Origin of the sequence: Pseudobythopirellula maris (genome assembly GCF_007859945.1) — a bacterium.
Taxonomy (GTDB): domain Bacteria; phylum Planctomycetota; class Planctomycetia; order Pirellulales; family Lacipirellulaceae; genus Pseudobythopirellula; species Pseudobythopirellula maris.
Map to the genome: position 1 here is coordinate 138,975 of NZ_SJPQ01000001.1, position 16,130 is coordinate 155,104.

Here is a 16,130-nt window from a genome sequence, read left to right on the forward strand (position 1 = left end):
TCGAACTCCCACGCATCACCAGGACCGACTCTGCCCTCGCCGCTAGTGGTGGGTGTCGCGTGCGCCGTGATCGTGCTCGCCGGCGTGGTGCACGGAAAACTGACACAACGCTGGGGGCCTGGCGGCCAACTGGAGAAAGCCGCCGCCACGCTCGCGAGTTTTCCGGAGTCCTTTGGCGATTGGCGGCTCGAAGACTCTTCGCCCATGGAGCCCGCCGTCGTTGAGATGCTTCAGTGCGCGGACTACGTCAATAACGCTTACATGAACAGCCGGACCGGCGAAGTCGTTCGCGTCGCACTCATCGTCGGCCCCTCGGGCCCGACGGCTGTTCACACGCCCGAGATCTGTTACTCGAGTCGCGCCTACGAGATCATTGAGGAGGCTCAACGCAACGAGTTCGCGGTCGATGGCGTGAAGCACGCATTCTGGGGTGTCCGATTCAAGTCGAGCTCGCCGGGCGGAGCGGGGCTCAAGGTTTATTACGCGTGGACAGCAGACCAGGCGTGGCGTGCCTCCGAGGCGCCGCGGTACGAGTACGCCGGTGCGCCGTACCTCTGGAAGATCCAGATCGCCGGCGCAATGGGCGCCGCAGACGACTCCCCCTCGAACGATCCATGTCGGCGATTCATAGAAGACCTACTACGGGACGGTTGGAAGCCTCAGGCGGCTGATTCATGAGCATTCCCCCATCATTAACGCACCAGGGTGACAATCTCGTGTCCGCAATAACTGACTTGCCACGACCGATCAAAGTCGACTCACCATCGCGTCGTCCCCCGATCCAGCCAAGCAGCTACCTCGGCCGCAAGCGCGCGGTGGTCAGGGTCCTCGGCGCTATCGCCGGCGCCTTGTTGGCGCCTCTGATCGTTCTGCTCGTGATACTCGTGCGGCTGACGTCGCCCGGGCCGGGGCTTTACCGGCAGTGTCGGCTAGGACTCAATGGTCGAGAGTTCACAATCTTCAAGCTGCGTTCGATGCGTAACGACGCCGAGAAGCTTTCCGGGCCTGTCTGGGCCAAGCGACAAGACGCCCGTGTCACGCCCCTGGGGCGTCTCTTGCGGTTCACGCACCTCGACGAGCTGCCGCAGATCATCAACGTCGTGCGGGGCGAGATGGACTTTGTCGGCCCTCGGCCCGAGCGGCCGGAGATCGTTGCCGATCTGGTCGGTCAGGTGCCTGGATACGAAGACCGGCTGGCCGCGTTGCCCGGCATCACCGGCGTGGCCCAGGTCAACCTGCCGCCGGACGAGACACTCGATTGCGTCCGCAAGAAGGTTGCCGCCGATCGCTATTACATTGAGAAGGCCTCGCTGTGGCTCGACCTCCGCCTGGCGGCCGCCACGTTCCTGCGTGTGCTGGGCATCCGCTATGAGAAAGGCGCGTGGTTGCTCGGGGTGCTGATCACCCCCGCGCAGCTCTTGGAAGCCGCCGAGCAACATGATTTAAGTTGCAGCGAGATCAACAGGCCACACTTCCCGAACGTGCTTAGAGATGAGTCGCTCGAAGATACGCAATCGTTCAGCACCTGCTCCGACACCGTCGTCGAAGACGGCTTGGGCGTGCCCGAGCTGAGCGCTCAAGTCGCGATGCCACGCCAGCCTCGCTAGAGATACGCTCTCGGCGAGAGCCGGTTCGTTCTACCTCCTGCCTGCCGCCCCACCTGATCGGGCCCCTCCTCTCGACTCCCTCCCACCCTGTCGATACGCAATTGAACACACTGGTCACAGGAGCCGCCGGATTTATCGGCTACCATTTGTGCGAGCGGCTGCTCGCACGTGGTGACCGGGTGCTTGGCGTCGACAACTTCAGCAACTACTACGACCCGGCCCTCAAGCGAGATCGGGTGGCGCGGCTCGCTGGCCACGACGCCTTCGACTTTCGCGCCGCCGAGCTGGCGGACCGGGCGGCGGTGGGAGAGCTGTTCGATGCGGGCGACTTCGACGTGGTGTACCACCTGGCCGCACAGGCGGGGGTGCGCTACTCGCTCAAAAACCCCCACGCTTACGTCGAGAGCAATTTGGTGGGGTTCGTCAACGTGCTGGAGGGTTGCCGGGGCCACGGCGCACCCCACTTGGTCTACGCCTCGAGCAGCTCGGTTTACGGCGCCAACGAGAAGGTTCCTTTCTCGGTCGAAGACCCGGTCGAGCAACCGGTGAGCCTTTACGCCGCCACGAAGCGATCAAACGAACTGATCGCCTTCAGCTACGCCCAGATGTACGAAATGCCGATCACCGGCCTTCGGCTATTCACCGTCTACGGGCCCTGGGGCCGACCCGACATGGCGTTGTACCGGTTCACCAACGCGATGACTCGCGGCGAGCCGATCGACGTTTACAACTTCGGCCGCATGCGTCGTGACTTCACCTATGTCGACGACATCGTCAGCGGCGTGGTGCTCGCAGGCGACGCTTCGCGTGGGCGTGAACCGTCTGACGCCGCAGGCCACCGGCTTTACAACCTCGGCAACAATCAGCCGGTCGAGCTGGGTCGCCTCATCGAATTGATCGAAGCGGCGCTCGGCGTCACAGCCCAGAAACGCATGCTGCCGATGCAGACCGGCGACGTGGTCGAGACTTACGCCGACATCGATTTGAGCACCGAACAACTTGGCTACCGGCCGACCACGTCGATCGAGACCGGCGTCGAGCGGTTTGTCGAGTGGTACCGGTCTTATTACGCCGACCGCCCCCACAAGGCTCTCGCCTAGATCGTGGCGGGCGTTCCGACCTCCACCGCCCTGCCCTGCTTCCGATACACACCGTCCGTTTGACGTATAGGTTTCTCCCCTCGCAAGATGACCCTCGCCAAGCCAATCCTGAACGCCTTGAGCTTCGACGTGGAAGAGCATTTCCACGTCCACGCTTTCAAGCGTGTGATACGGCGGGAAGAGTGGGACTCGATCCCGTCGCGGGTGACCCCCTCCACGCGCCGGGTGCTGAGACTCTTGGGAAAACGCGGCGTGCGGGCCACGTTCTTCTTTCTCGGCTGTGTCGCCGAAAAGCACCCCGACTTGGTGCGCGAGGCCGCCGACGGAGGCCACGAGATCGCCAGCCATGGTTACGGGCATCAGAGCGTCAGGGAGCTGACGCAAGAAGAATTCCGCCGTGACTTGCAGCGTTCCTGCGAGGCGATCGCCGCGGCTTGTCCCACAGCCGAGCTCATCGGCTACCGGGCGCCCTCGTTCTCAATCGACGAGTCGACTCCCTGGGCGCTCGACGAGCTCCGCCGCGCGGGGTTCCTGTACGACTCGAGCGTGTCGGCCGCCTCGCTGCACGACAGCTACGGGGTGCGAGGCGCCCAGCGATTCGCCCACACCACGCCCAGCGGGCTGGTCGAGATCCCCCCCAGCACAGTACGCCTGCTTGGCCAAACGGTGCAGGCCGTAGGCGGGGGCTACTTCCGCCTCGCCCCGCTCCCACTCACCCGTTTGGCGGCCCGCCGGATCAATCGCGAGGGCCACCCGGTCGTGACCTATCTTCACCCGTGGGAGTTCGACCCCGAGCAACCACGCGTGCGGTCCGCCAGCCGCCGCTCGAAGTTTCGGCACTACGCCAACCTGCACAAGACCGAGCGCCGCCTCGCCAAGCTGCTCGATGATTTTAACTTCGGCCGCATGGACGAGGCGTTCAAAGAGCCGATCGCCGAAGCCCACTTGGCCATTGGCGACCACACGCCTGCGGCGAAAGCCAACGCCACGCACGCCGCCACAACGAATTAAGCGAACAACCTAACGACCGCTTTGAATCCGTCCGCCCCCACCAACACCGACCCGACCGCCGCGCCGCCCGAGGCCGTGGTGCTTGCGCGCGCGTCGACCGACGGCGAGAATCCCGTCAAGTCGCCCGCGCGTCGCGCGAGGGGCGACAAGGATTTCCACTCCAGCGTCCGCTGGAGCGCGCTCTCGAAGTACGGCGCCCAGGGCGTGCAGTTCATCGTGTCGATCGTGCTCGCGCGGCTGCTGGCGCCGGAGTACTTCGGGTTATTGGGCATGGCGACCGTGGTCACCGGCTTCCTGCGGACATTCCGCAATCTTGGTTTCACCAGCGCGATCGTACAACGCAAGGAAGTCACTCAAGAACTCCTCAGCACGCTGTTCTGGGTCAACATGGCGCTCTGCGTCGTAGTGGGTGTGGTGATGATGGCGATCGCGCCGCTGGCTGGCTCAATGTACGGCGAGCCGCTCGTCACTTGGATAATCATTGCCCTGACGCCGACGTTGCTGTTCACGGGGTTGATGACCATCCCGGCCGCTATGCTCCAACGCGAGATGGCGTTCAGGGACTTGGCGGTCCGCGAGATCGGCGGCGTCATCGTGAGCGGCGCGACGGGCGTTGTCCTCGCCCTGGCCGGTTGGGGCGTGTGGGCGTTGGTGGCCGCCAGCCTTGCCGGCGCTTTTGCGCAAACGGTGCTGATTTGCTGGCTCGAGCCGTTCCGCCCCGGTTTGGTCTGGGACTCGCAAGGCCTTAAGGAGAGTCTCTCGTTCGGCCTGAATATTACCGGCTTCCGTATCTTTAACTACTTCGCCCGCAACGCGGACAACCTGATCATCGGCCTGTTCCTGGGCCCCGCGGCGCTTGGCTTCTATGCCCTGGCATACCGGCTGATGCTGCTGCCTCGCGACAGCGTTTCGGCCGTCGTTACACGAGTGCTGTTTCCCAAGCTATCGCGAAGCCAAGGCGATGATGAGCAATTGGCCGATAAGTATTTACGGGCATGCGGAGCCATCGCATGCCTGACCTTTCCCTTGATGACAGCATTGGCGATCCTAGCCGACCCATTCGTGCGGGTCGTGTTGGGAGAAAAATGGTTGCCGGCGGCCCCACTGCTCATGATCCTGGCGCCGATCGGCATGCTCCATTCGATTCAAACGACCGTGGGGCAGCTGTACCTTGCCAAGGGTCGCTCGGGGCTGATGTTCGTGTGGGGGGTGATCTCTTCAATGATCTTTGTCGCTTCCTTTCTGATCGGGATCCCCTGGGGAGTCAAAGGCGTCGCCTGCAGCTACGCCGTGGCCAATCTGCTCTTACTGTACCCATGCCTGCACATCCCGTTCGGACTGGTACGGTCGCTGAGCGTTGGGCGTTTCATGAGGTCGCTGCTGCCTCACGCGATAGTGATTGGGGTGATGGCGGCGGCCATGCATGTGGTCACCGTGGTGATGGATCAGGCCGGCATCGATGGTGCCCTCCCCATATTGCTCGTATCGATACTGGTGGGCTCCGTGACCTACGTGGCGATTGTGGTAGTCGTCCGCCCAGTGGGCTTCACAGATGTCGTCTCAGCGCTCAGCCCGATGCGGTACTCTTTGCTCGGGGTTGGATCGGATTCCAAGGTTGCATCCGGGAAGTAGCTGGGGGGCGAACGCCAACTTTTAACAAAATAATTAGAAGCACGACCTATCATAGTTGTTGGTCTATCCGGGTTTTCCGTGGGTAACCTAGGAAACTCGCGGCTTTCTGACCTCAACACGGACAACAACAACTGGTGGTCGCCCCGACGCCATCACCCTCCATCAGCCGCGGCCGAGAGGTGACGGCCGACGCGACGGCGAAGTCGGGTGGGGCGACCCCCCCACTTGTCGAGCCCGAGCCGAGGGAATTCCACCCACGGAAAACCCCGATGGACGAAAAAATAGCCTACCTAGCCATTTGGCGGTCAACGATCTGATAGTCCGTGAAGCTGGTGCTGTCGATTGCAGGTCTTAGCCATCGAGTAGTTCGATCAACTACTATGAGTCGATCTATCCAATGACCCAAATCACTCGCATAGCGATTGCCCAACGAGGCGTTCCTCGCGTGTCAGAAACATTTCTCCTCGCACACGCGGAGCAGTTGCCCGGCGTGACGACAGTGGTGCATCATGTGGGGCGGGCGCCCGCCGAAAACGGTAAACCTTGGATCTCCCAGGCGGTGGGGCCGCGGGCGTGGCGGAAGCTCGGTCGTATGTTTACCGGACGGCCTTGGAGCTGGGAGGTCACTTCTGGCCTTCTGAACGCGTTCCGGCACCGACGCCCCGATGTCGTCCTCGCCGAGTACGGTATTAACGGTGTGGCGGTGCTCGAGGCGTGCAGGATAGCTAAGCTGCCGCTAGTTGTGCATTTTCATGGCTACGATGCGAGTGCCCACAAAGTTATCGAAAAATACGGCGCGGAATATACCCGGATGTTCAGCGAAGCTGCGGCTATTGTGGCTGTTTCGCAGGCAATGCGACGCGCCTTGATTGACTTGGGTTGCCCCGACGAGAAGATCGTTGTGAGTCCCTGCGGCGTTGATTGTGAGCAGTTCCGTCAGGCTGACCCAGGTGATGCAGGCGAAATCTTCTTGTCGGTCGGCCGGTTGGTCGATAAGAAATCGCCGCACTTGCTGTTGTTGTCGTTTTCCCAGGTACTGCGCGCACGACCGCAGGCGAAGTTGCGGGTAGTAGGCGATGGCCCGCTGAGGGGGGTGTGCGATGACCTCGTAGTCGGCCTTCGGATGGCCCACGCGGTCGAGTTGCTTGGTGCTCAGTCACATGAGGTGGTAGTACGTGAGATGGCGACGGCGAGAGCTTTTGTCCAGCACTCGGTGACAGCCGCTTCGGGGGACAGCGAGGGGATGCCCGTCGCAGTTCTAGAAGCCAACGCGTGCGGCCTGCCAGTGGTTGCAACGCGACACGCGGGTATCCCCGATGTGGTCATTGAGGGGGAGACAGGTTTGTTGGTCGACGAACGCGACACGGAAGGCATGGCGAGAGAGATGCTACGCCTCGCCAGCGACCCGCAGCTTGCACGAACTATCGGCGGACAGGCCCGACGCCGTGTCATTGATCGCTACACGATGCGGCACAGTATAGAGAGACTTTCACGGGTATTAAGCGCCGCGGCAAATCACGAGCCGATCCATCCGGTGAAGTGGGCGATCGATACCGAGCTTGCGGTAACCACTGCCGAATCTCGGGAGGCAGTATGACCATGCCTGCGATCCCCAAAGTCTCGGTCGTCATCCCGTGCTACAACGGCGAGGCGTACCTGCGCGAGGCGATCGATTCGGCGCTTGAGCAAGCGCATGAGCCGCTCGAGGTGATCGTGGTCGACGACGGTTCGACCGACGGCTCGGCCGCGATCGCCGATTCGTACGGCCCTCCGGTGCGTGTCCTTCGGCAGGAGAATCAGGGAGAGTCGGTCGCCCGCAACCGTGGGATTGATGAATCACAAGGCGAGTGGGTCGCTTTCCTGGACGCCGACGACGTGTGGCGGCCGAGCAAGCTCGCCGAGCAACTTAGTGTGGTCGAGGATGGTGTGGTTTGCGTCCACACCGGGTACGAGTTTATTGGTGTCTGGCTGGGGCGGAAAACGCGTCGCCCTTTGCCCGCGGCTGAGCGCTATCGGCTAGAGAATGTGGTTAGTGCGAATCCATTCTGCATGTCCTCAGTAATGGTTAGGCGATCGCTGTCAGACAGGTTTCCCGAGTGGACGCGATGGGGTGAGGATTGCCTGTACATGCTCGATGTGATTCGCCGCGGTGAAGTACGCTTCGTAGGTGATGCATTAGTAGGTTATCGCCGTACAGCCGAGAGTCAGTCGCGTGATCCGGGTATCCGCATGCGTAGGCATGCAGCATTGATGCAGTGGTTGTCGATGCACCGCGATGAGTTGGGGCAAGCAGCTGCAACTGGTCTGGCTGATAGCGCCGCACGGCGGTTGGCTGATGGCGCCCGGGGGGCGAAGTCGCGTCGAGATTGGGGGCTGTATTGGGAATATCGTGAGTATCTGGTGGGCGCGCCGCGTCATCCTGATACCGATAAAGTCTTGTCCGAACGGGTTTATCCTAAAGCCTTGTATCGTTTATACGATTGGGCAACGGGTGGGGCTAGTTGGGCTGGGGCACGAGGAGATGTGTTGTGAGGCAGGGGTGTGACATATTGCTGGTGGATCGACGTTTGCGGAGCAGCGGCGGTGCGCAGAAGTACCTGGTCGAACTGACGAAGGCGCTTGAGCTTGATGGCCTTAAGGTCCATGCCTTGATTAACGAAGGCGACGAACTCCAAGCCTATTGCAAGTCTCTGCAGGATGCGGGGGCGCAATTGCACCGTTTTCCTCTGGGCGACAAAGCCAGGCGAGAGTCGGAGCAGGCTATTGCAGAGAAGCTCCTGGAATTGCGGCCAGCAGGCGTGCACGTAAACGGAAGCTCAAATGCATTAGATGCGGTTCTGGAGCCGGTGCTTGGCGGAAGTCGTGGAGGCTTTTTTAAAACATTCACCATCCATCAATCCCTTCTGAATGAGTCCCTGTATTACGATACGCGGTTGAAGGGGAAGATCCCGTACAGCTACAGGCGGAGGACGATCCGGTCTGCTCGTCGCTACATGGGGTTGTATGATGCATTTATTAGTGTCAGCCACGTCAACATGGGGTTCTCTGTAGAGAGTTTGGGGATTGATGAGTCGGTGGTGAGGTACATCCCTAACGGCGTGGACATAGGTGTGTATTCTCCGTCAGGCAGGGGCGCCGGAGAGGTGGTCTTTGGTAGCTGTTCGACATTGTCCCCGTACAAGAATCATGAGCTGCTGATTCGTGCGTTTGCGAAGTCGGGCGTGTCTGCGTATTCGCGATTGCGGATAGCTGGCGACGGTCAAGAGGCTGGCATGCTGCGATCGGTAGTACAGGAACTAGGCCTGCAAGAACGGGTAGAGTTTGCTGGGCATCAAGCCAATGTGCCGGACTTTCTCCGAAGCATAGACGTGTTCTGCATGTCTTCGGATAGTGAAGGTATGCCGTATTCGCAACTCGAAGCCATGTCCACGGGCTTGCCGTCGATCGTTACGGATGTGGGCGATCTTGCAGTCGTCGTGCGAGATGGTGTCGATGGATATGTGGTTGCGCCCGGCGATCTGGATGGGTATGCGCGCTCGATGGCAATGTTGTGTGAGTCAAGCGTGCTAAGGCGTAATATGGGTGAAGGGGCGCGACGGCGAGCGATAGAGAACTACTCTTCGCAGTGCTTCATCAGTAAGACTCAGCACTTCTTTGCTCAGATGGTTTCTGGGAGGCGGCGTGCAAGTGCTTTGTAATTTGAGGTCTTGTGCAGGCTCGTCAACGCAGACCCCGTGGCCGAATCTGTTCCTGCTCGGCGCGATGAAGTCGGGCACGACGACGCTGCACGAGTTGCTCGCCACGCACCCGGATGTGGTCATGTCGGGCGACAAGGAGCCGGCTTTCTTCACCGAAGACCGATCGGCGGCCGAGACCGAGCGTTACCGCGCGTTGTTCGAGCCTTACGGGGGCGAACGCGTGGTGGGCGAGTCGAGCACGCATTACACGAAGCTGCCCACGCACGAGGGCGTGCCCGAGCGCTTAGGCCGTGCTTGTCCCGAGGCCCGGTTCGTTTACATGATGCGCGACCCGGTCGAGCGGGCCATCAGCCACTACTGGCACCAGTACCGCAGCAAGCAGCCGGGCGGCGGCGAGCGGCGCCCGATGCGCGAGGCGTTCGAGCGGGACGAGCGCTACACGGCTTACGGCGATTACGCTCGGCAACTGCGTCCCTATTTCGAGGCCTTCGGCCGCGAGAGCGTGCTGATTCTCACGCTCGACGAGTTCTCGGCCGAGCCGCTGGCGACCTACCAAGCGGTGCTCGGGTGGCTCGGCGTCGACCCGGACCACACCCCGCCGGGGCTGGGCGAGCGTCGCAACGCGACGGCGACGCAAACGGCGCGCAAGCGGCGTTGGCTGGCCCGGCTCCGCCGATCGCCGCTGTGGGAAGCGGTTCGCGGTGGTGTGCCGGCGCCGGTGCGCCGCTTCGGCGCGCGGCTCTCAGAGCACCGCGCGATCGACACGAAAACGTACCCCACCGAAGAGGCCCGCGCGTACCTGCGGCCGATCGTCAACCGCCAGCTCGACGACCTCGAAAGCCTGCTTGGCCACGACTTCTCCTGCTGGCGCAGCGGGGGCGACGACGCGTGATTCCGCCCACGGCCCCCAAGACTGACGCCCCGAGCGGCGAGCCGCCGCTCGTCTCGATCATCGTGCCGATCTACAACTCGGTGGCGTACCTGGCGCAGGCGCTCGAGTCGGCGCTGGGGCAAACGCACGCGCGTCTTGAGGTGATCGCGGTTGACGACGGCTCGAGCGACAGTCCCGAGTCGGTGATTGAGCGTTTCCAAGACGACCCGCGGCTGCGGTTCTTACGCCAAGAGAACGCGGGGCCCCACGCCGCCCGCAACCACGGCGTGTCGCTCGCCGGCGGCGACTACATCGCGTTCCTCGATGCGGACGACTGGTGGCTGCCGGAGAAGCTCTCCAAGCAGCTCGCCCGGTTCGAAGGCCGCGAAGGCCTCGGTGTGGTTTATAGCGGACGCGACTGGTGCGACGCCGAAGGGCGACTGTACGACACGGATCAGGCGCCACTGAGGATCGTCCGGCGTGATCGGCCGGTCGCCGAGTTGCTGCTGGGCAACGTTGTGCCGATGAGCACGGCGGTCGTGTCGCGTGGCGTGCTGGACGCCGTCGGCCCGTTCGACGAATCGTTGCCGTGCGCCTCGGACTGGGACTACTGGCTACGGGCGTCGCTCCACTGCTGGTTCGACTGCGTCGACGAAAGGCTAGCGGTGCATCGCAAGTGGGGCGGGCAGATCACGGCGAACCGGCTCGCCCAGGCCGAGTGCGGCATGGAGATCCAACGGCGGTTTCTGGAGGCGAACCCTGGGGCGGTCGACGCGGGCGTGTTGCGCAAAGCGTGGTCGAAACGCTACGCCCGGCGTGGCCGGGTGCGCGGCGCTCTGGGCGACCGGCTCGCCGCCGGTCGCGACTTGGCCAAGGCCCTGTGGCTTAGCCCCGGCAACGGGGGGGCGATGGCTGACTTCGGCAGGCTGGTGCTCGGCAGGCTTCGTGAACCGGTGGCGCCCGTCCGTTGATATTTGCATCGTCCAATCCGACCGACTCTTTAGTGGCGACGCCTCGTAGGGCTGACAAGTTGCCTATGGCCACAAAGCACGTGCGGGTGGCGTACGTAACGCCCACGTTCGAGCGTGGGGGGCTAGAGCGTTGCATCGCCCACCTGGTCAACGGGCTCGATGCCCAGCGCTACACGCCGCTGATTGTGTCGCTCACCACGACCGGCGCGGCGGCCGATTGGATCGAACGCGACGGCTTGCGAGTGATCGAACTCCACAAGCCGCCAGGCAATGACATAGCGACGCCACGAAGGCTCGCACAGCTACTGGTTGACGAGCGGATCGACGTGGTCCACAGCCACAACTGGGGCTCGATGCTCGAGACCTGCCTGGCGGTCCGCTGGGCGCGCAAAGCGGGCAGCGGCGTTCGCTGGGCGCACGCCGAACACGGGTTGGAGCTCGACCGTTTCCGCGTGACCGGCTGGAAACGCGCAGTCCGGCGACGGCTGATGCGTTGGTGCCTGCGTCGCTGCGACGCCCCGGTGGCGATCGCCGACTGTGTGGCGATGTGGATGCACAAGCTGTGCGGCGTGCCGGAGAAGCGGATCCGCCTTGTGCCAAACGGCGTCGAACGCCCTCCCACCGCCGAAGGCCGTGAGGCGGTGCGTCGCCGGCTCGACATTCCTGAGAACGCCTTCGTCTTCGGCAGCATCGGCCGCTTGATCGAGCTCAAGGGCTACGAGACCGCGATCGACGCCTTGGCCCTCCTACGCTCGCCGAGCAACCGGGGGGATGACGCGGCAGGCAACGCCGTGGGCGCCGAGGCGTGGTTCCTGCTCGTGGGCGGTGGGGAGGAGCGCGCCGCGCTCGAGTCCTTCGCCCGAGAGCAGGGGCAGGCGGACCGGGTGCGGTTCGTTGGCGCCCAGAGCGAGGTGGGGCCCTACCTCGCGGCCATGGACGCCTACGTCAACACAAGCCACACCGAGGCGATGAACCTCTCCATCCTGGAGGCCTTCTCGCACGGCCTGCCCGTGGCGGCCTCGGAAGTGGGCGACAACGCCAAGCTGCTCGCGGGCCCCATGGCGCCCGGGAGCATCTTTCCCGCGGGCGACGCGGAGCGACTGGCCAACTTGCTCAGCGCATTAGCAGCAGACGGGACCACGCGCAAGAGCCTTGGCGAGGCGGCCATCCGGCGTTACGCCGAACACTACACGGTGGCGGGCATGGTCGACCGCTACGCGGCGCTCTACGACGCACTCATGGAAGGGGGCGAAGCCGCTTGAGCCAAACCGGATTAGCCTGGCTGGTCTGCTACGTCGTGCTGGCGGCGCTCACGTTCCGCCGGAGCGTGTACGGATTCCCGCTCTACCTGATGACCTTCTACGCCCCGCCGCAGCTGTGGTGGTGGGGCCAGGGGGTGCTGATGTCGATCGGTGATCGTTGGGCGTTGGCGGCCGGGGTGATCTTCGCGGGCGGAGTGTTCTTCGACCACCGGCAGCGGGCGGTCCCGCTCCCGCCGATCGCGAGGCGGATGTTCACCTTGCTCGGCGTTTACGTGCTGAACGCCACGATGGTGCACTTCTTGTTCGCCTTGGACCCGGCCGACAGCTACGAGCAGCTGATGCGCATCTACAAGTTCAGTGTGTTGGCGGTGCTCCTGGCGCTGTCGATCCGTAGCAAAGAAGACCTGCGTCTCTGCTTCATGGCGTTAGTCATGGGGGGGCTCTACATCGGCTACGAAGTGTACTTCAATGAGGCGGGGCGGATGCGGCAGGGCCGGCTGGAGGGCATCCCACTCGGCTCGGCGTCGGACTCTAATTTTCTCAGCTCGGTGCTCTCGGTTTCGCTCCTGTACGCCGGCTTCATGGTGCTCTTCGGTCCCGGCAAGAAGCTGAGGGTGGTGGGGTTGGTCGCCGCGGCGTTGTTGCTCGAAGTGATCCAGCAGTCGCTCTCGCGCGGCACGATGCTGGCCGTCATCGCGGCGGTGGGGGTGATGTTGCTGGGCATGCGGCGCGCCGAGCGCAAGCCGATGCTGATCGGCCTTGCCGGGGCGCTGCTGGCGGCGGGCCTCGTGATGGGGCCCGAGGACCGGCAGCAGATGGCCGACCGCTTCCATTCGATCTTCGTCGAAGAGGACGAGCGCGACGTCTCTTCCGAGTCGCGTTTGCAGCTCTGGTCGCGCGCGAGTAAGTTCCTGGCCAGTCATCCCCAAGGTGTGGGGGGGGAAGCGGTGTTTAAGCATAGCAGCACCTGGGACTACATCAGCGATCTGAACCTGCCGCAAGGCAAGGCGATCCACAACGGCTACCTCGACACGGCCTGCTCCTGGGGTGTGCAGGGGCTCTTGCTGTTGCTGCTCACCCTCTGGGCTTGCTACTCGCAGATCGGTACCTACTGCCGCAGGGCTCGCGAGTTTGAGGATCGCGAGGCCGCCTTCGCGGGGCTTTGCGTCAAAGCGCACTTGGTATTGATGATGGGCGCCGCCATGTTTATCAGCAGCCTCAAGGGGGAATGGTTCTTCTGGTGGCTGGGCCTTGCCGTGGGGCTCCACCAATGGGTTCCCGTGCAGGGAGAGCTTGCGGACGAAGAGGAAGAAATCGAGGAGTACGTCGACCACATCGAACCGACCTATGCCCCACTCTGATCCTAAATCCGCAACGCTCGACCCCGCCGCCGGCCCGGTCCCCAGGGACCGGTTAGCCGCGCAGGACGATGCGCGCCGGCTTCAGTCGATCGAACGCACCGGATCGGAGCCCTCGTGGGAGCACCCGCGGGCGGGCGACGGCAACTGGCTCGTGGCGCCGGACGATATGGTTGATCGCGTCCGCGAGGCGGCGGAGTCGTGGCGCGGCGCCCTGTCCGGTGTTGTGCGGCCGTGGCTCTGCTGGTGTGTGGACGAGGAGTGGAGCGTCGCGCAGCAGAGGCTGGTCGCCGACGCGGGTTGGACGCCGGTCGTCGGCTCCGACAGCCCAGGGCGCGTTGGCTCGCTGGTCGACGGCGCGATCGCGGTTGACTTCGCCGGCGACCTGGGACTCGTGAAGATGCGCCCGCACTTCGTGATCGAATTCGCGTTCCTGCTCGCCGACCGGCTGGCCTACTGGCACTCCGACGTGCTGCTGCCCCCCGCGCTCATGCGTGAGGCGGCCCAGCAGTTCGAGTGGATTGCGCCAGGCGGGCAGTGTGGCGTGGTGGAGAAGCCTGGGCTCGGCACGATTGTCGAGCGCTGGCGCCGCGGCCATCGGCTCTTCTGGTCGCGGGTGTTCGAGGTGATCGGATGCGTTACGGCCGAGGCGTCGCGGTCGCAGTTCGATGAGGGATTGGGGCTATGGCGCAACACGCACTGGCACCCCCACGCGGGGCCCGCCGCCCGCCGCTCGCCGCCACACTACGAGTTTGGCGTCGGTTGGGGCCGCTGGGCCCGGCGCCACCCAGAGAGTTTCACACGGCTCGGATTCGACATCGAGCCGTACCACTTCACCCAAATCAACAACCCCGGTTACAAATCGGTGGTCGACCCGCGCGACAAACGCCGATTCAAGGGCGAAGAGCTGCGCCGCAACTACGACCTCCAGCAACTCTGCCGCGAATTGGGCATTGGACCATGAACTTAGAATCATCCCCGGCCGCTGATACGGCCCCGCGTGGCGCCTCGCCGCTGCGGCACTCGCGGTGGCGCGACGTCGCCCGTACGGTCAAACGCGCGGTGCTCGGCTCGACGAGCCTGCGCATCGCGGGGCAGGAGTTCGATTTGGCCTACGAGGCGCGCGGCCGGTGTGATCAGGATGACTACCAGCACATCGCCGACATGGCCCGCGACAGGGGCTGTGTGCTCGACATCGGCGCCAACATCGGGCTGACGACGCTGCTGATGTCGCGCGCGGTCGCCGAGGGGGGCTCGGTCTACGCGTTCGAGGCCTCCGAGAGCGCTTGCATGATCTTGCGTGAGAACCTGCTGCGGAACCCCTCTCCCACCGGGGCGCGGGTCGAGATCGTCAATACGATGGTGACCGACGCGCCCGGTAAGGACTGCGACTTCTCGTGGGACGACGCGGCGGGCAACGCCTCGGCTTACATCACCACCCGTTCGAGTTCGACCATCCGCATCAAGAAATGCGGCACGACGATTGACGGCTTTGTCGAGCGCAACGCCATCGAGCCGGGGTTCGCCAAGATCGACGTCGAGGGCGCCGAGTGCGACGTGTTGCGGGGCATGACGCACACGCTCGAGCGCTTCGCCCCCCAACTCTTCATCGAGGTCCACGGCTGGCCCGGCCGTGCGCTGGCGGACCAAGCCGAGGAGGTGTGCGGATTGCTCGAGTCTCACGGCTACCGCGTCGAAGAGTTGTTGAGCAAGAAACCGCTCAGGGAGACGATCTCCGACAACGGCGCTCGCTATCAAAGAGCCTGGGCCGTCGCCCGTCGCGATTGAGTCGTCACGACAAACACTTAGCCCCTTCCTGTGACCCGTCCTGCGACTATGGTTACCAACTCACCACCCTCGCCACGTTTCGTGTTCGTCTTCGGCGCTGTCGGCTCCGGCAACACCTTCATGTGCAGTTGCTTGGTGCGCGACTCGCGGGTGTACGGCGTGAACGAAGACGCCTTTGGCGCCACGCTCGAGAGGCTCGTTCAGAGCGAGAAGGAGTTTGGCTCATGCCCGCACAGCCTCGAGGCTTTTGTTCGGTTCCTCGACGACCTGCGGCGAGATCGTTCCACGCTTGTGCTCAAGACGCCCTCGAACCTGCGGCGACTCGATCTGATTCGTAAGCACTTAGAGGGGGCGAGGTTTGTCTACATGATCCGCGAGCCGCACGCGGCGATCGCCAGTGGCCTTGAGCGGCACGGTCTGCCACCCGAGGGGGTCGCCGATCTTTGGGCCGAGGACGCGCGTCGTTACTTGAGCAGCCGCGGCTCCGACATGATCGCTGTGGCGTACGAGTCGTTGACTCGGGCGCCCCGCGAAGCGCTAGAGCGAGTCGCGGCCGAGGTTATGCCGCTCGACGAGGGGGTGATGGCCTACGCCGAGCAATCGAATCGTCCGGAACGCTCCTCCCCGAATTGGTGGCGAGAGCGGGTCGGCCCTGCGAAGGCGGCTGAGATCGAGGCCATGGTCGCGTCGCGTTCGCTAGGCGAACTTTATCAAGAGATCACCGGCGAGCAGGCGGCTACTCCTCTTATTCAAGACGGGCTGCTCACGCGTCTGAGGAAGGGAGGCGCGAAAGCGCTGGAGCGGCTCAAGGGCTGACGCGCTGAAGCTTCTG

General features: G+C 63.7%; 15 protein-coding genes. All 15 read left to right on the plus strand.

Annotated elements, in window-relative coordinates:
• Positions 1–48 precede the first annotated feature (48 nt).
• The 15 genes from Mal64_RS00540 to Mal64_RS00605 all read left to right on the plus strand — a co-directional run bounded on the left by Mal64_RS00540 (position 49) and on the right by Mal64_RS00605 (position 16,114).
• A complete protein-coding gene (locus Mal64_RS00540; protein ID WP_197525291.1) occupies positions 49–678 on the plus strand; it encodes an exosortase-associated EpsI family protein in 630 nt (209 codons plus the stop codon).
• 38 nt (positions 679–716) lie between these two features.
• Positions 717–1,607, plus strand: a complete 891-nt coding sequence (locus tag Mal64_RS00545; protein WP_197525292.1) for a sugar transferase — start codon at positions 717–719, stop codon at positions 1,605–1,607.
• Between the two features lie 101 nt (positions 1,608–1,708).
• Entirely contained in the window at positions 1,709–2,707 is a 999-nt protein-coding gene (locus Mal64_RS00550; RefSeq protein ID WP_146395635.1) for an NAD-dependent epimerase/dehydratase family protein, read from the plus strand.
• An 87-nt stretch (positions 2,708–2,794) separates the two neighbouring features.
• Entirely contained in the window at positions 2,795–3,718 is a 924-nt protein-coding gene (locus Mal64_RS00555) for an XrtA system polysaccharide deacetylase (RefSeq protein WP_197525293.1), read from the plus strand.
• A gap of 21 nt (positions 3,719–3,739) precedes the next feature.
• Complete coding sequence (locus tag Mal64_RS00560; protein ID WP_146395638.1) at positions 3,740–5,350, plus strand: MOP flippase family protein; 1,611 nt, start codon at positions 3,740–3,742, stop codon at positions 5,348–5,350.
• A 445-nt stretch (positions 5,351–5,795) separates the two neighbouring features.
• Entirely contained in the window at positions 5,796–6,947 is a 1,152-nt protein-coding gene (locus Mal64_RS00565; RefSeq protein WP_197525294.1) for a glycosyltransferase, read from the plus strand.
• A 2-nt stretch (positions 6,948–6,949) separates the two neighbouring features.
• Positions 6,950–7,882 (plus strand): glycosyltransferase family 2 protein, encoded by a 933-nt coding sequence (locus Mal64_RS00570; RefSeq protein WP_197525295.1) that lies wholly within the window; start codon positions 6,950–6,952, stop codon positions 7,880–7,882.
• A gap of 23 nt (positions 7,883–7,905) precedes the next feature.
• Complete coding sequence (locus Mal64_RS00575; protein WP_197525296.1) at positions 7,906–9,048, plus strand: glycosyltransferase family 4 protein; 1,143 nt, start codon at positions 7,906–7,908, stop codon at positions 9,046–9,048.
• Positions 9,038–9,940: a sulfotransferase family protein gene (locus Mal64_RS00580; RefSeq protein WP_261342153.1), complete on the plus strand. Its 903-nt coding sequence runs from the start codon at positions 9,038–9,040 to the stop codon at positions 9,938–9,940. The genes Mal64_RS00575 and Mal64_RS00580 overlap by 11 nt, the downstream gene beginning before the upstream one ends.
• The gene (locus Mal64_RS00585; protein ID WP_197525297.1) at positions 9,937–10,890 is read left to right on the plus strand and encodes a glycosyltransferase family 2 protein; all 954 of its coding nucleotides are present in this window, start codon (positions 9,937–9,939) and stop codon (positions 10,888–10,890) included. Before Mal64_RS00580 ends, Mal64_RS00585 begins: the two co-directional genes overlap by 4 nt.
• Positions 10,891–10,955: 65 nt before the next feature.
• Positions 10,956–12,152 (plus strand): glycosyltransferase, encoded by a 1,197-nt coding sequence (locus Mal64_RS00590; RefSeq protein WP_146395651.1) that lies wholly within the window; start codon positions 10,956–10,958, stop codon positions 12,150–12,152.
• The gene (locus tag Mal64_RS00595; RefSeq protein ID WP_146395653.1) at positions 12,149–13,513 is read left to right on the plus strand and encodes an O-antigen ligase family protein; all 1,365 of its coding nucleotides are present in this window, start codon (positions 12,149–12,151) and stop codon (positions 13,511–13,513) included. Before Mal64_RS00590 ends, Mal64_RS00595 begins: the two co-directional genes overlap by 4 nt.
• Positions 13,500–14,474 (plus strand): hypothetical protein, encoded by a 975-nt coding sequence (locus Mal64_RS19540; RefSeq protein ID WP_197525298.1) that lies wholly within the window; start codon positions 13,500–13,502, stop codon positions 14,472–14,474. Before Mal64_RS00595 ends, Mal64_RS19540 begins: the two co-directional genes overlap by 14 nt.
• Positions 14,471–15,298 (plus strand): FkbM family methyltransferase, encoded by an 828-nt coding sequence (locus Mal64_RS00600; RefSeq protein ID WP_197525299.1) that lies wholly within the window; start codon positions 14,471–14,473, stop codon positions 15,296–15,298. The genes Mal64_RS19540 and Mal64_RS00600 overlap by 4 nt, the downstream gene beginning before the upstream one ends.
• Before the next feature lie 48 nt (positions 15,299–15,346).
• Positions 15,347–16,114 (plus strand): sulfotransferase family protein, encoded by a 768-nt coding sequence (locus tag Mal64_RS00605; protein ID WP_146395657.1) that lies wholly within the window; start codon positions 15,347–15,349, stop codon positions 16,112–16,114.
• The last annotated feature ends 16 nt before the right edge of the window (positions 16,115–16,130 follow it).

Bases quoted from the DNA above. Each gene is read 5' to 3' on its own strand.
- Mal64_RS00555 (WP_197525293.1), top strand. From the start codon at position 2,795: ATGACCCTCGCCAAGCCAATCCTGAACGCCTTGAGCTTCGACGTGGAA.
- Mal64_RS00570 (WP_197525295.1), top strand. From the start codon at position 6,950: ATGCCTGCGATCCCCAAAGTCTCGGTCGTCATCCCGTGCTACAACGGC.
- Mal64_RS00590 (WP_146395651.1), top strand. From the start codon at position 10,956: ATGGCCACAAAGCACGTGCGGGTGGCGTACGTAACGCCCACGTTCGAG.
- Mal64_RS19540 (WP_197525298.1), top strand. From the start codon at position 13,500: ATGCCCCACTCTGATCCTAAATCCGCAACGCTCGACCCCGCCGCCGGC.
- Mal64_RS00600 (WP_197525299.1), top strand. From the start codon at position 14,471: ATGAACTTAGAATCATCCCCGGCCGCTGATACGGCCCCGCGTGGCGCC.
- Mal64_RS00605 (WP_146395657.1), top strand. From the start codon at position 15,347: ATGGTTACCAACTCACCACCCTCGCCACGTTTCGTGTTCGTCTTCGGC.